This window comes from Streptomyces sp. NPDC021020 (genome assembly GCF_044333285.1).
Lineage (GTDB): Bacteria > Actinomycetota > Actinomycetes > Streptomycetales > Streptomycetaceae > Actinacidiphila.
The window spans coordinates 341,671-354,175 of record NZ_JBIRQQ010000009.1 but is presented as its reverse complement, the minus strand read 5'-3'; the positions used below and the strand labels follow the sequence as shown (position 1 = coordinate 354,175).

Sequence of the window (12,505 nt, the reverse complement as noted above, 5' to 3'; positions counted from 1 at the left end):
CGCGGTGTCCCCGCGTACCGTGCCGTCAGTCTCCGCCGCGGGCGGATGCGGCGCATGTCGGGCGCCGGGGGGCGGGATCGCGCCAAACTCCGGGAAGGCGGCGGGACCGTACGCCCGGATGGCGCCCCGCTCTGTGGCGGGCGGCGGGCGGCGCGTACCGTGGTGCGGGGCCGGCGCGGCGCGCTGCCAGCCGTGAGCAGCGGGACCGGGCCCCTCGACTGGGCGGTGGGTGGATGCGGAAGCAGGGCGGTTCCGAGGTTTTCCGGATCTCCGGGGCGCGGACCGGGCTGACCGAGGACGTACGCGGGCGGCAGCGTCGCTACATGATCGCGATGACGATCCGCACCCTGTCCGTCCTGCTCACGGTCATCCTGTGGAACGTCGAGCGGCCGCTCGCCTGGGCGATGCTGGTGCTCGGCGTGCTGCTGCCGTACGTCGCGGTGGTCATCGCCAACGCGGGGCGGGAGAACACCCCGAAGGCGCCGACGACCACGTACATCCCGCCGCCGAGCACGCCCGTGCTGGAGGCGAGCCGGGTGGAGTTGGGGGCCGAGCGGGACGCGGAGCCCGTGCCCGAGGCGTGACCTGCCGGTTTCCGCGGCGCGAGCACTGACCTTCCCTCACCGGCGTGTCCGGTTTCGCACCTTTCCCGCGCCTCTCCCGTACGTCCCGCACGCCCTCCCGCGCACCGGTACACGGGCGGGCGCACAGGCCGGTGCGCGGCACATCCGGACACGTGAGCGAAACCTCAAGAAAAGCTCAGATCGGTGATGACGTTCCACTCCACGAGCGCGTCAGTGCATGACATACTGCCTAGGCGCTCCGCATCCCCCGTCGGAGCGACGGACCGACGCCGGGCGGCTCCCCCCGTGGCTGCCCGGCGTCGCCATGTCCGCACGCATGTCGGCCCGTGCCGGGTGCCGCGGGACGTGGGGTTTACTGGGTGGCGTGAACGACGAGACGCCGATCTGCTCGGCCAAGGGATGCCGTGCGCCGGCCGTGTGGGTGCTGGCGTGGAACAACCCGAAGCTGCACACCCCGGAGCGGCGCAAGACCTGGCTGGCGTGCGACGAGCACCGCGAGCACCTGACGCAGTTCCTCGGCATGCGCGGCTTCCTCAAGGACGTCGTGACGCTCGCCGAGTGGGAGAGTCGCCCGGCCGCGCAGGCCTGAGCCCCGCAGGCCTGAGCCGCACGGGCTGCGCCCCGATGCCTTGAGCCACCCGGCCGAGCCGTCCCGCTCAGCCGCCGATCGCCGACATCGGGCGGTCGGGCTGCAGGAACTCCGGGTCGTCCAGGCCCGAGCCCGCCTTCTTGCCCCACATCGCCGCCCGCCACAGCTCCGCGAGCCGCGCGTCCGAGGCGCCCGCGCGCAGCGCCCCGCGCAGATCCGTTTCCTCCCGGGCGAACAGGCAGTTGCGCACCTGGCCGTCGGCGGTGAGCCGGGTACGGTCGCACGCACGGCAGAACGGACGGGTGACGGAGGCGATCACGCCGACCCGTCCGGGGCCGCCGTCCACCACCCAGCGCTCGGCGGGCGCGGACCCGCGTGCCGTACCGCCCTCGGGGGCGAGGTCGAAGCGGGTGCGCAGCGCGGCCAGGATCTCCTCGGCGGTCACCATGCCCGCGCGCTGCCAGCCGTGCTGCGCGTCCAGCGGCATCTGCTCGATGAAGCGCAGTTCGTAGCCCTCGTCGAGGGCCCAGCGCAGCAGGTCGGGCGCCTCGGTGTCGTTGACGCCGCGCATCAGCACCGCGTTGACCTTCACCGGGGCCAGGCCCGCGGCGGCCGCGGCGGCGAGGCCGGCGAGGACGTCGGCGTGCCGGTCCCGGCGGGTCAGGGTGCGGAAGACGTCCGGGCGCAGGGTGTCGAGCGAGACGTTGACCCGGTCCAGGCCCGCGGCGCGCAGCGCGGTGGCGGTACGGGCCAGGCCGATGCCGTTGGTGGTGAGCGACAGCCGCGGGCGCGGGTCGAGTTCGGCGCACCGCTCGACGATGCCGGTGACGCCGGGGCGCACCAGCGGCTCGCCGCCGGTGAAGCGGACGTCGGTGACGCCCAGCTCCGTCACCGCGATCCGCACCAGCCGGACGATCTCGTCGTCGCTGAGCACGTCCGGCTTGGCCAGCCAGGCCAGGCCCTCCTCCGGCATGCAGTACGTGCAGCGCAGGTTGCACCGGTCGGTGAGCGAGACACGCAGGTCGGTGGCCACGCGTCCGTAGGTGTCGATGAGCACGGGCTCCGCCTCCCTCCGGGCGCCTGGTCGCGCCGCCGTCCCCTCCAGCCTAGGGGGTGGCGCCGACAAGGCTCTGACCAGGCGGAAGGGCACGTTTGCTGGCGCTACAAGCGGGCGGGCGCTACAAGCGGGCGGGCGCCGCGGCGGCCGAGTCCCGCCGGAGCACGATGCCGCGTACGGTGGCGACCACGCCGAGGGCCAGCAGCGCCTGCCCGGCCAGGTACGTCGCCATGACCCAGGCGCCGTGGCCGGGCAGCAGCGGCCAGTCCGCGAGGTCGGTGGCGATGAGGCTGTCGGACAGCAGGAAGAGCAGGCCGCCCGCGCGGGCGAGCGGCCCGGCGCCGTACGCGCCCGCCGCCATCGCGGTCAGCAGCACGCTGTAGAGGGCGACCGGGACGCGCATCCCGGCGTCCAGTCCGGGCCACAGGGCCACGACGAGCGCGGCCCACACCACGCCGTACGCGGCGCACCGCAGCCGTACCGCCGTGCGGGGGCCGTCGAAGGAGCCGAGCCGGACGAAGAGCCGCAGGTAGCAGATGTGCCCGGCGGCGAAGGAGGCCATGCCGAGCAGGAAGGGCACGGTGCCGCCGACGTCCAGCAGCACGTCCCCGCCGCAGCCGCACAGCAGCGCGGCGACCAGCAGCCGCGGGCCCCGTTGGCAGTGCACCCACCACGCGAGGACGGGCATGAGCAGCGGTTTGGTCACCACCCGCAGGACGTCGAAGTGCTCGGTCACGGCGGTCATGTGCAGCGCCGCGAGCATCGCGAAGAGCACGATGACGCGCGCCGCCCGCTCGGCGTCGGGCGGTGTCGTGCCCTGTGCCGTCCCCTCTGCCGTGCCCTGCGTCATGCCGCGGCCTCCGGGGCGCGGGTGGCGGCGGGCTCGGCCGGTGCCGGGGCGGGGGCAGGGGCGGGGGCGGTGGCCGGGGCCCAGCCGGGGCCGTTGACAAGGTGGCCGAGCCGGTCGCGCCAGCTGCTCGCCTTCGCGAGGTCGCGCGCGATGGCGGCGTATTCGTGGGTGGCGACGCGCAGCGGGTTGTACGTCGCGATGTTCTTCGTCAGGCCGTAGACGGGGCGCTCGGTCTCGGCGGTGAAGGAGCCGAAGAGGCGGTCCCAGACGATGAGGATCCCGCCGAAGTTGCGGTCGAGGTAGCTGCCCTGCGAGGCGTGGTGGACACGGTGGTGCGAGGGCGTGTTGAGCACGAGTTCCAGCGGCCGGGCCAGCTTGTCGATGCGCTCGGTGTGGATCCAGAACTGGTAGACCAGGCTGACCGACGAGCAGAAGGCGAGCGCCGCGGGGTGCACGCCGAGCGCGACGAGCGGCAGGTAGAACGGCCAGGAGGTCAGGCTCGTCCAGGGCTGCCGGAGCGCGGTGGAGAGGTTGAAGTTGCGGCTGGAGTGGTGCACGACGTGGCAGGCCCACAGCAGCCGGATGACGTGGTGCCCGCGGTGCGACCAGTAGTAGAAGAAGTCCTGCGCGAGCAGCATCAGCAGCACCGTCCACCAGTGCACCGGCACCCGCAGCGGGGTGAGGGCGTAGAGGGCGGAGTAGACGGCGACGATCGGGATCTTCCACAACGCGTCGGTGAGCAGGCTGCCCAGGCCCATCGACAGGCTCGCGGCGGTGTCCCGGCCCGCGTAGCCGGCCGCGTCCTCGTCGGGGTGAATGCGGTAGCTGATCACCTCGACGACGGTGAGCAGCACGAAGGCGGGTATCGACCACAGCACGACATCGGGCAGTTGCGGCATGCGCGCACCATAGAGGCAGGTCCCGGGCGGGCACCAGAGGTTGTTACCGATTAGTACGGATGCGTACGCGTCAACCCGCGGGGGCGCCGCGCGGTCCCGCCGGCCGGACGGGGATGATCCACTGTCGGCGCGGCGCCGTATCCTCCTCACCATGCTGGACAACCCGACCGCCCCGCCCTTGCCCGCGCCCTGGCCCGAGAACTACCCCGCGGGCTACGCCGTGGTCGACGTCGAGACCACCGGTCTCGGCCGGGACGACCGGATCGTGTCCGCCGCGGTCTACCGCCTCGACGCCCGGGGGGAGGTCGAGGACCACTGGTATTCGCCGGTCAACCCGCAGCGCGACCCGGGCCCGGTGTGGATCCACGGGCTGACGGCCGCCGCGCTCGCCGACGCCCCGCTCTTCGCCGACGTCGCGGGCGAGCTGGCCGAACGCCTCGCGGGCCGCGTGCTGGTGGCGCACAACGCGGTCTTCGACTGGTCGATGCTGGCCCGCGAGTACGCCCGCGCCCGGTCGGCGGCGCCGGTCGAGCAGCGGCTGTGCACGATCGTGCTGTCCAAGGAGCTGCGGCTGCCGCTGGCCAACCACAAGCTGGAGTCACTGGCCGCGCACTACGGGGTGGTCCAGCAGCGCGCCCACCACGCCCTGGACGACGCCCGGGTGCTCGCCGAGGCCTTCCGGCCGAGCCTGCACCTGGCGGCCGCCGCCGGGCTGCCGCTGCCGCTGCACGCGTGCCGCCCGCTGACCGAGTGGGTCGACTCCCCGGTGCCGGCGCCGCGTTACGGGCGGCTGTACGGGTCGGGCCCGCGCTCCGGCTGGCGGCCGGCCCGCAAGCGCCCGGTGTGCCCCTACCCGAACCCGGGGCGGCTCGCGGCGGGCGGGGCGCTGGTGCAGGGGATGCGGGTGGCCTTCTCCGGCGACACCGGGACGGACCGCGAACTGCTGGAGGACCGGGCGACGGAAGCGGGGCTGCACGTCGCGTCGTCGGTGAGCCGGCTCACCAGCCTGCTGGTCACCAACGACCCGGATTCGCCGGCGAGCAAGGTGGTCAGGGCCCGGGAGTACGGGACTCCGGTGATCGACGAACGGGAGTTCACCGAGCTGCTCAAGGCGGTCACCCCGGCGCGGGACGTGCACGGCTGACGCTACCGGCCCACGCGGCCACCCGGCCGCCGTCCGGGTGGCAGGCGGGCAACACGCCCACGCGCGCGTTGCCCGGGACGGCCGCGGACCGCAGCCTGTGCCCCATGGCACGATGCGAAGTCTGCGGAAACGATTATGCGATGACCTTCGAGGTGCACGCGCAGGGCGCGGTGCACGTCTTCGACTGCTTCGAGTGCGCCGCCCACCGGCTGGCGCCGATCTGCGAGCACTGCCGGGTGCAGATCCTCGGGCACGGCGTCGAGGCCGACGGCCACTTCTACTGCTGCGCGCACTGCGCCGCCGCGGAGGGCGCCACCGGCATCGTCGACCACGTCGAGACCCCCGCCCCGGCCTGAGGCCCCGGCTGCCGGCCGGTACGCGCGGACGCCCGCGGACCCCTCCCCGCGGGCGCTCCGCGGCCGGGTTGTACCGTCGTGGGGTGTACCGCTTCCTGCTGTCCCGCCAATGGGTCGTCCTCACCCTCGTCGGCCTCGTGCTGATGCCGGTGATGGTCAGACTCGGCTTCTGGCAGCTGCACCGGCACGAGCACCGGGTGGCCAACAACCACCTCATCGCCGCGGCCCTCAAGGCCGCGCCGGTCCCGGTGGAGTCGGTGACCTCGCCCGGTTTCCAGGTACCGCACAAGGACCTCTACAAGACGGTCACCGCGCGCGGCCACTACGACACCGCGCACGAGGTCGTCGCCCGGCACCGCACCGCGGGCAACTCCGGCTCCGACGACTCCTCCGGCGGCGGCGAGCAGGTCGGCTACCACGTCATCACCCCGCTCATCCTGGACGACGGCCGCGCGGTGCTGGTCAACCGCGGCTGGATCGCGCCCGGCGACGATCCGGTGAAATTCCCGAAGATCACCCCGCCGCCGTCCGGCGAGGTCACCGTCGTCGGGCGGCTGCGCCCGGACGAGACCAGCTCCGCCACCGGCATCCGCAACCGCACGGGCCTGCCCGACCGGCAGATCATGCTCATCGCCGGCTCGCAGGTGAAGAACGCCGGCCATCTGCAGGCGCAGGTGCTCGGCGGCTACCTGGAGCTGGTGTCCACCTCGCCGAAGCCCGGCCCCGGGCAGCCCGGGCGCGTCCCGGAGCCGGACCACCAGAGCATCGGCCCGCACATGGCGTACGCGATCCAGTGGTGGCTGTTCACCGCGATGGTGCCGGTCGGCTGGGTGGTGCTGCTGCGCCGGCAGCGCGCGGAGATCCTCGCCGAGCGCGCGAAGCAGGGCGCGCAGCCGGCCGAGCCGCAGGAGCCGGAAGGCAGCGTTCCGGTAGCGGCGCGCTAGCCGCACCAGCACACTCGACACCAGGACCGGAAGCGACGAGGCGGGGCCGTGCCAGGACGTATCGAGGACTACGCACTCATCGGCGATCTCCAGACCGCCGCGCTGGTCGGCCGGGACGGATCGGTCGACTGGCTGTGCCTGCCGCGCTTCGACTCCGCCGCGTGCTTCGCGGCACTGCTCGGCGACGAGGGCAACGGCCGCTGGCGGATCGCCCCGCTGGACGGCACCTCCGACGAGTGCAGCGAGCGCTCCTACCGCGGCGACACCCTCGTCCTGGACACCGTCTGGCACACCCCGGACGGCACGGTCAAGGTCACCGACTTCATGCCGCAGCGCGACCACGCGCCCGACCTCGTACGCATCGTCGAGGGCGTGTCCGGCGAGGTCGCCGTCCGCAGCGAGCTGACGCTGCGCTTCGACTACGGCAGCGTCGTGCCGTGGGTGCGCCGCACCAACCACCAGCGGGTCGCCGTCGCCGGGCCCGACGCCGTATGGCTGCGCACCGAGCCGCCGCTGCCGATGTACGGCAAGGACATGCGCACGTACGCGGACGTCACCGTCGCGGCCGGCGACAAGGTCGCCTTCGTCCTGACCTGGCATTCCTCGCACTCCGGGAAACCGCGCCGGACGGACCCCTTCGAGGCGCTGGACCAGAGCGTCGAGGACTGGGAGCAGTGGTCGGCCAAGTGCTGCTATGAGGGACCGTGGCGGGACGCCGTGCTGCGCTCCATGATCACCCTCAAGGCGCTCACCTACGCGCCCAGCGGCGGCATCGCCGCGGCCGCCACCACCTCGCTGCCCGAGGAGATCGGCGGGGTGCGCAACTGGGACTACCGCTACTGCTGGCTGCGCGACGCCGCCCTGACCCTCAACGCGCTGGTCTCCGGCGGCTTCCTCACCGAGGCGCAGGCCTGGCGCGACTGGCTGCTGCGGGCGGTCGCGGGCGATCCGGCCGACCTGCAGATCATGTACGGCATCGCGGGCGAGCGGCGGCTGACCGAGTACGAGATCCCCTGGCTCAAGGGCTACGCGGGCTCCGCCCCGGTGCGGGTCGGCAACGCCGCGGCCGGCCAGCTCCAGCTGGACGTCTACGGCGAGGTGCTGGACTCCCTCTTCCTGGCCAGGAACAGCGGCCTGCGCGACGAGCCGCACGCCTGGAATCTGCAGCGCGCCCTCATGGAATTCCTGGAGGGCAAGTGGCGCGAGCCCGACGAGGGGCTGTGGGAGGTGCGCGGCCCGCGCCGGCACTTCGTGCACTCCAAGGTCATGGCGTGGGTCGCGGCGGACCGCGCGGTGCGCACCCTGGAGGCGCACCCCACGCTGCGCGGCGACGCGGACCGCTGGCGCTCCATGCGCATGCAGGTGCACGCCGAGGTGTGCGAGAAGGGCTACGACGCCGAGCGCAACACCTTCACGCAGTCCTACGGCTCCGCCGAGCTGGACGCGGCCACGCTGCTGATCCCGCAGGTCGGCTTCCTGCCGGCGAGCGACCGGCGGGTGGCCGGCACGGTCGAGGCGGTCCGCCGCGAGCTGGACCACCAGGGCTTCGTACGCCGCTACTCCCCCGGCGCCGGCAATGTCGACGGGCTGCCCGGCGGCGAGGGCGCCTTCCTCGCCTGCTCGTTCTGGCTCGCCGACGCGCTGCACGCCACCGGCCGTACGGACGAGGCCACCGCACTCTTCGAACGGCTGCTGTCCGTACGCAACGACGTCGGGCTGCTCGCCGAGGAATGGGACCCGGTCGCCGGGCGCCAGCTGGGCAACTACCCGCAGGCGTTCAGCCATGTCGGCCTGGTCAACACCGCGCTCGCCCTCACGGGACTCGACGGAAGGACGCCCTGAGATGGACCTCGGACTCAAGGACCGGGTGTACGTGGTGACGGGCGGCGGGCGCGGCCTCGGTCTCGCCGCCGCCCGCGAACTCGCCGCGGAGGGTGCGAAGGTCGTCGTCTCCGGGCGCACCGCCGCGACGGTGGACGCCGCCGCGGCGGAGCTGGGCGGGCCCGAGCGGGCGCTCGGCGTCGTCGCGGACAACGCGGACCCGGCGACCGCGGAGACGCTGCTGGCCACCGCCCGCACCCGGTTCGGGGCGCTCGACGGGGTGCTCATCAGCGTCGGCGGGCCGCCCGCCGGAGCCGCGGCCGACATGACGGACGAGCAGTGGCTCGCCGCCTTCCAGTCCGTCTTCCTCGGGGCGGTACGGCTCGCCCGCTCCGCCGCGGCCTGCCTCGGCGAGGGCGGCGTCATCGGGTTCGTGCTCTCCGGCTCCGTCCGCGAGCCCATCGCGGGGCTCGCGATCTCCAACGGGCTGCGCCCGGGGCTCGCCGGCTTCGCCAAGACCCTCGCCGCGGAGGTCGGCCCGCGCGGGGTCCGGGTCGTCGGCCTGCTCCCCGCGCGCATCGACACCGACCGGGTGCGCGAACTGGACTCCCTCGGCGGCGACCCCGACGCCGCACGCGCCGCGAACGCCGCCCGTATCCCGCTGCGCCGCTACGGCACCCCCGAGGAGTTCGGCCGCGCCGCCGCCTTCCTGCTCTCCCCCGCGGCCTCCTACCTGACGGGCCTGATGCTCCCGGTGGACGGCGGGGCGCTGCACTCGCTGTGAGGCGGGTGTCCCGGGTCAGGTGACCCGGGAGGCGCGGTGGCGGACCGGGCGCAGCCGCGCCTCGGCCGGGAGTTCGTCGAGGCCCGCGGACGTGCGGGCGCGGTCGAGGACACGGGAGTCGAGGCCGGCGACGACGTCCTCGGGGGTCGCGCGCGGTTCGAGGCCGAGGACGAGGCGGGCCTCGGGCGAGCCGCGGCGGCCGGTGAGCCGCGCTCCCGCCCACTCGACGCCGTCCGCGTCCTCCGCCTCGGCGCGCAGCACCGTTTCCAGGGCGCGGCCGCGCAGCAGCGCGCCCTGGCCGTCGCCGCTGTCGATCCTGATCTGCCGCAGCCGCCGGGTGCGGAACTGCGCGAGCAGCCACCACAGGCCGGCGAGGAAGAGCACGCCGAGCACGGCGAAGACGACCGGCCACCACCAGCCGTCGGAGCGGTAGCGGGTCCTGCTGCGGTCGGTGAGCAGCACGTCCTTGGGCCCGGTGAAGGGCCACCAGCCGGGCATCGTGAAGCCCCAGTGACGCTGGAGGTCGAGGCTGCCGACGAGCACCGACAGGCCGAGCACCAGCAGGATCAGCCCGATCAGGGCGAGCAGCACCCGGTTGACGGTCGTCCGCACGGCGCCCTCACCCCTTCTTCTCGGCCCGGTGGAGGTGGATGTGCAGATGCGGCGACCGGGCCAGCCCCAACTGCCGTACGGCCTCGCCGAGCGCGGCCGTCAGATCGTCGCGCACCTCTTCCAGTTCGCGGAAGTGGGAGGAGGCGCGGGCCTTGATCCGGCGGCGGCCGACCTCGACGCGGGCCGAGCGCACCCCGGAGACCTCCATCGCCCGGTCGCGCAGCACGAGTGCGGCGGCGCGCCGGTCGAGCCCGGCGCGTACGCCGCCCGCCCCGTTGCGCGCCATGGGCAGCAGGCCGCGCTCGCCGGGGGTCGCGGCGAGGATCAGCAGCCACAGCCCGAGGGCGGCGCAGACCGCGGCGCCGAGGATGATCCAGACGTTGTCGAGGTGCCGGGTGGCGAGCTGGTCGGCGAGGGTCTTGCGCCACTGCATCGCCTGGCGGTCGGCGCGCACCGACGCGATGTCGTAGAGGAACAGCCCCGCCAGCCCCAGCCCCAACGCGGCGGTGAGCGCGGCGGGGAAGCGGCGGCCCGCCCAGAAGCGGCGGACCTTGGGGCCCTCTCCCCCGCCGGGCAGCCCGGACGTCACCGCGTAGGGCTCGACGAGGGTCCGCCGGCCGATACTGGTCCGGGCGTTCTCCTCGTCGGACTGGTTCGGTTCCTGCGGGCGGTATTCGTGACTGCCGCTGTCGTCGCTCACTCCACCCTCCCCTCGTCCCGCTCGGCCGCCGTGGAGTGCAGCCGCTCCACCTCGACGGCCACCTCGGGTACATCCATACCCGTCAGGGACTCGACTTTCCCCGTGACATGGCGGCGGACCGCGCCGCAGACCGCGCCGATGTTCGCCGGGTAGCCGAGTTCGAGGGTCAGCCGGAGCCGGGCGGTGTCCTTGCGTACGGACACCGAGGCGTGCGGGCGTGCGTCGCGCGGCACCAGATCGGCGCCCGGCGCGCCGGTGAGGACCTCACCGGCGGCCTGGGCGGCGATCTTGGCGACCACCCGGTCCGCGATACGCAGCGCCCCGCGGTCGGCCGCGGGGAGCTGTCCGGGAACCGCCGACGCCATCAGCGCCGCCGGTCACGGTCGCGGTCGCGGTCCCTGGTGCGGAAGAAGTCCCCCGGTTCGAGGTCCCCGTCGAAGAACTTGCCCGCGACGAAGCCGACCGCGCCGAGCAGCGCCACCACGAGGAAGGCGCCGAAGCCGCCGAAATACCCGGCGAACCCCAGTGCCATGCCGGCCGCGAGGCCGATCACCGCCATGCTCATCGTCCGCTCCAGGTCCGTCTTGCCGCTTCAGGTGCCGGGTGCCGGGCAGTGGCCACTACTGGACCCGCTGCTCACGGTCGTCGTCATCGTCGTCGTCGGGCAGCTTGACGTCGCCCACGGCGATGTTGACCTCGACCACTTCCAGGCCGGTCATACGCTCCACCGCCGCGATGACGTTCTCCCGCACCGCGCGGGCCACCTCGACGATGGAGACGCCGTACTCGACCACGATGTCGAGGTCCAGCGCCGTCTGCACCTCGCCGACCTCGGCCTTGACGCCGCGGGTCGCCGAGCGTGTGCTGCCCGGGACGCGGTCGCGCACCGCGCCGAACGTCCGGGACAGGCCGGTGCCCATGGCGTGCACGCCCACCACGTCCCGCGCGGCGAGCCCGGCGATCTTCTCCACCACGCCGTCCGCGATGGTGGTGCGGCCCCGGCTCGCGGGGTCGCCGAGCGCCTTGCGCGGCGCGCCGCCGGCCGTCCCCTTGTCGAGGGTCCGCCCGCCGTCGCCTGCGGCCGACGAGCCCTCGGGCTCCGGCCGGTTGTACTGCCCGCTGTCCGTCATCGCGAGTCGTCCCTTCGTCTGGGCTGCTCCGTGCACCACACTATGTGCGCATGCCCCGGAGCGCTCCGGGGATGCGCCCAGAGGGGACCGCCACACCCCCGATCGAGTGGTAGCACGCCGGAAGGGGATGAGACCTGGTGACCATGGACCGACTGGCCAGGACGGTACGGGAACAGGTCGCGCTGGGACGCCTGCTGCCGCTGGGCGAGGCGGCGGACTCCGCCTGGATCACCGAGAACGCCGCCGTCGCCGCCCTGCGCCGGGTGGCGGACGCGCTGCCGGGCGTACGGCTGGGCGCGCTGGCGGTGGAACTGGACGACGCGGACGACGCGGACGACGCGGCGGACGGCGGGTCAGGGGGCGCGCCGGGCGGGGCTTCGGGCGAGGTGCCAGGTGGAGCGCCGGGCGAGCTGCCGGGTGGGACGGCGGGCGGGGCTTCGGACGGGACGACGGGCGAGGGTGCGTCAGGGGCTGTCGCGGGCAGGGCCGGAGGGGCCGCGCCGGTGGGCGCGCTGCCGTACGGGCCGCTGCGGATCACCGCGGACTTCGCGGCCGCGCTGGACGAGCCGCTGCCGCGCTCCGCGGAGCGGCTGCGGGCCGCGCTGTGGGCCTCCGCCCGGGAGGGCCTCGGGGTGCCGGTGCGCTCGGTCGACCTCGCGGTGACCGGGCTGCTGGAGGAACTGCCCGCGCTGGAGACGGCGCTGGAGGGCGTGGTGGTCGAGGGCGAGGGCCCGCCGGAGGTCACGGACGGGGCCGCGGGCGGGCCCGCCGACCGGGTGGCGGCGGCCGCGCTCGCGGTGCCCGGCGTGCTGCGGCTGTCCCGGCGGCTGGCCGGTTTCGGCACGGGCGTGCGGGTACGCGACACGCCGGACGGCCGCCGGGTGCAGGTGCAGCTGGCGGTGGCGGCGGGGAACCGCCCGTACGCGGTGGCACGGGCGGTGGCCGCCGCCGTCAAGGCCGCGGCGGCGGACGGCGCCCCGGGCCCGGTCTCCGCGGCGGTCGTGGTGACCGGCACGCAGTGAGCCGGGGCGGGTC

Annotated in this window: 16 protein-coding genes; 8 read left to right on the top strand and 8 right to left on the bottom strand. The window is 74.4% G+C overall.

Going from position 1 to position 12,505, the window contains the following annotated elements; all coding sequences use genetic code 11:
- The first annotated feature begins 233 nt into the window (after positions 1–233).
- Together ACH4SL_RS27610 and ACH4SL_RS27605 are read left to right on the top strand one after the other, a co-directional pair.
- Positions 234–584 (top strand): DUF3099 domain-containing protein, encoded by a 351-nt coding sequence (locus ACH4SL_RS27610; RefSeq protein ID WP_398450247.1) that lies wholly within the window; start codon positions 234–236, stop codon positions 582–584.
- 316 nt (positions 585–900) lie between these two features.
- Complete coding sequence (locus ACH4SL_RS27605; protein WP_398450349.1) at positions 901–1,173, top strand: hypothetical protein; 273 nt, start codon at positions 901–903, stop codon at positions 1,171–1,173.
- 67 nt (positions 1,174–1,240) lie between these two features.
- Here the strand turns inward: ACH4SL_RS27605 and moaA are convergent, their stop codons facing one another.
- The 3 genes from moaA to ACH4SL_RS27590 all read right to left on the bottom strand — a co-directional run bounded on the left by moaA (position 1,241) and on the right by ACH4SL_RS27590 (position 3,979).
- Positions 1,241–2,230, bottom strand: coding sequence for a GTP 3',8-cyclase MoaA (moaA, locus tag ACH4SL_RS27600; RefSeq protein ID WP_398450245.1), 990 nt, complete (start codon positions 2,228–2,230; stop codon positions 1,241–1,243).
- Between the two features lie 121 nt (positions 2,231–2,351).
- The gene (locus tag ACH4SL_RS27595; RefSeq protein WP_398450243.1) at positions 2,352–3,080 is read right to left on the bottom strand and encodes a lysoplasmalogenase; all 729 of its coding nucleotides are present in this window, start codon (positions 3,078–3,080) and stop codon (positions 2,352–2,354) included.
- Complete coding sequence (locus ACH4SL_RS27590; RefSeq protein ID WP_398450241.1) at positions 3,077–3,979, bottom strand: sterol desaturase family protein; 903 nt, start codon at positions 3,977–3,979, stop codon at positions 3,077–3,079. The genes ACH4SL_RS27595 and ACH4SL_RS27590 overlap by 4 nt, the downstream gene beginning before the upstream one ends.
- Before the next feature lie 151 nt (positions 3,980–4,130).
- Between ACH4SL_RS27590 and ACH4SL_RS27585 the strand changes: the two genes are divergently transcribed.
- The 5 genes from ACH4SL_RS27585 (at position 4,131) to ACH4SL_RS27565 (ending at position 9,028) form a co-directional block, all read left to right on the top strand.
- Positions 4,131–5,123 (top strand): DEDDh family exonuclease, encoded by a 993-nt coding sequence (locus ACH4SL_RS27585; protein WP_398450239.1) that lies wholly within the window; start codon positions 4,131–4,133, stop codon positions 5,121–5,123.
- A gap of 104 nt (positions 5,124–5,227) precedes the next feature.
- Positions 5,228–5,479 (top strand): hypothetical protein, encoded by a 252-nt coding sequence (locus ACH4SL_RS27580; RefSeq protein ID WP_398450237.1) that lies wholly within the window; start codon positions 5,228–5,230, stop codon positions 5,477–5,479.
- An 83-nt stretch (positions 5,480–5,562) separates the two neighbouring features.
- Positions 5,563–6,423 carry an SURF1 family protein gene (locus ACH4SL_RS27575; RefSeq protein WP_398450235.1) on the top strand — a complete coding sequence of 287 codons (861 nt, stop codon included), beginning with the start codon at positions 5,563–5,565 and terminating at the stop codon, positions 6,421–6,423.
- Between the two features lie 48 nt (positions 6,424–6,471).
- A complete protein-coding gene (locus tag ACH4SL_RS27570; RefSeq protein ID WP_398450233.1) occupies positions 6,472–8,265 on the top strand; it encodes a glycoside hydrolase family 15 protein in 1,794 nt (597 codons plus the stop codon).
- 1 nt (position 8,266) lies between these two features.
- Positions 8,267–9,028 carry an SDR family oxidoreductase gene (locus ACH4SL_RS27565; protein ID WP_398450231.1) on the top strand — a complete coding sequence of 254 codons (762 nt, stop codon included), beginning with the start codon at positions 8,267–8,269 and terminating at the stop codon, positions 9,026–9,028.
- A gap of 15 nt (positions 9,029–9,043) precedes the next feature.
- Here ACH4SL_RS27565 and amaP read toward each other — a convergent pair whose 3' ends face one another.
- From amaP to ACH4SL_RS27540, 5 genes are read right to left on the bottom strand one after another with little or no spacing between them, the layout of a single operon-like run.
- The gene (gene amaP / locus ACH4SL_RS27560) at positions 9,044–9,640 is read right to left on the bottom strand and encodes an alkaline shock response membrane anchor protein AmaP (protein WP_398450229.1); all 597 of its coding nucleotides are present in this window, start codon (positions 9,638–9,640) and stop codon (positions 9,044–9,046) included.
- Positions 9,641–9,647: 7 nt separating this feature from the next.
- The gene (locus tag ACH4SL_RS27555) at positions 9,648–10,340 is read right to left on the bottom strand and encodes a DUF6286 domain-containing protein (protein ID WP_398450227.1); all 693 of its coding nucleotides are present in this window, start codon (positions 10,338–10,340) and stop codon (positions 9,648–9,650) included.
- The gene (locus tag ACH4SL_RS27550; RefSeq protein ID WP_398450225.1) at positions 10,337–10,705 is read right to left on the bottom strand and encodes an Asp23/Gls24 family envelope stress response protein; all 369 of its coding nucleotides are present in this window, start codon (positions 10,703–10,705) and stop codon (positions 10,337–10,339) included. The genes ACH4SL_RS27555 and ACH4SL_RS27550 overlap by 4 nt, the downstream gene beginning before the upstream one ends.
- A complete protein-coding gene (locus tag ACH4SL_RS27545) occupies positions 10,705–10,905 on the bottom strand; it encodes a hypothetical protein (protein ID WP_031522979.1) in 201 nt (66 codons plus the stop codon). The genes ACH4SL_RS27550 and ACH4SL_RS27545 overlap by 1 nt, the downstream gene beginning before the upstream one ends.
- Positions 10,906–10,960: 55 nt before the next feature.
- Positions 10,961–11,470, bottom strand: a complete 510-nt coding sequence (locus tag ACH4SL_RS27540; protein WP_398450222.1) for an Asp23/Gls24 family envelope stress response protein — start codon at positions 11,468–11,470, stop codon at positions 10,961–10,963.
- A gap of 137 nt (positions 11,471–11,607) precedes the next feature.
- Between ACH4SL_RS27540 and ACH4SL_RS27535 the strand changes: the two genes are divergently transcribed.
- Positions 11,608–12,492 (top strand): nucleopolyhedrovirus P10 family protein, encoded by an 885-nt coding sequence (locus ACH4SL_RS27535; RefSeq protein WP_398450220.1) that lies wholly within the window; start codon positions 11,608–11,610, stop codon positions 12,490–12,492.
- Positions 12,493–12,505: the final 13 nt, after the last annotated feature.

What these genes read in the sequence shown, in the direction of transcription:
- ACH4SL_RS27605 (WP_398450349.1), top strand. Translation starts at nt 901, where the DNA reads ATGTCGGCCCGTGCCGGGTGCCGCGGGACGTGGGGTTTACTGGGTGGC.
- ACH4SL_RS27545 (WP_031522979.1), bottom strand. Translation starts at nt 10,905, where the DNA reads ATGAGCATGGCGGTGATCGGCCTCGCGGCCGGCATGGCACTGGGGTTC.
- ACH4SL_RS27565 (WP_398450231.1), top strand. Translation starts at nt 8,267, where the DNA reads ATGGACCTCGGACTCAAGGACCGGGTGTACGTGGTGACGGGCGGCGGG.
- ACH4SL_RS27610 (WP_398450247.1), top strand. Translation starts at nt 234, where the DNA reads ATGCGGAAGCAGGGCGGTTCCGAGGTTTTCCGGATCTCCGGGGCGCGG.
- ACH4SL_RS27550 (WP_398450225.1), bottom strand. Translation starts at nt 10,705, where the DNA reads ATGGCGTCGGCGGTTCCCGGACAGCTCCCCGCGGCCGACCGCGGGGCG.
- ACH4SL_RS27580 (WP_398450237.1), top strand. Translation starts at nt 5,228, where the DNA reads ATGGCACGATGCGAAGTCTGCGGAAACGATTATGCGATGACCTTCGAG.
- ACH4SL_RS27595 (WP_398450243.1), bottom strand. Translation starts at nt 3,080, where the DNA reads ATGACGCAGGGCACGGCAGAGGGGACGGCACAGGGCACGACACCGCCC.
- ACH4SL_RS27590 (WP_398450241.1), bottom strand. Translation starts at nt 3,979, where the DNA reads ATGCCGCAACTGCCCGATGTCGTGCTGTGGTCGATACCCGCCTTCGTG.
- ACH4SL_RS27540 (WP_398450222.1), bottom strand. Translation starts at nt 11,470, where the DNA reads ATGACGGACAGCGGGCAGTACAACCGGCCGGAGCCCGAGGGCTCGTCG.
- ACH4SL_RS27585 (WP_398450239.1), top strand. Translation starts at nt 4,131, where the DNA reads ATGCTGGACAACCCGACCGCCCCGCCCTTGCCCGCGCCCTGGCCCGAG.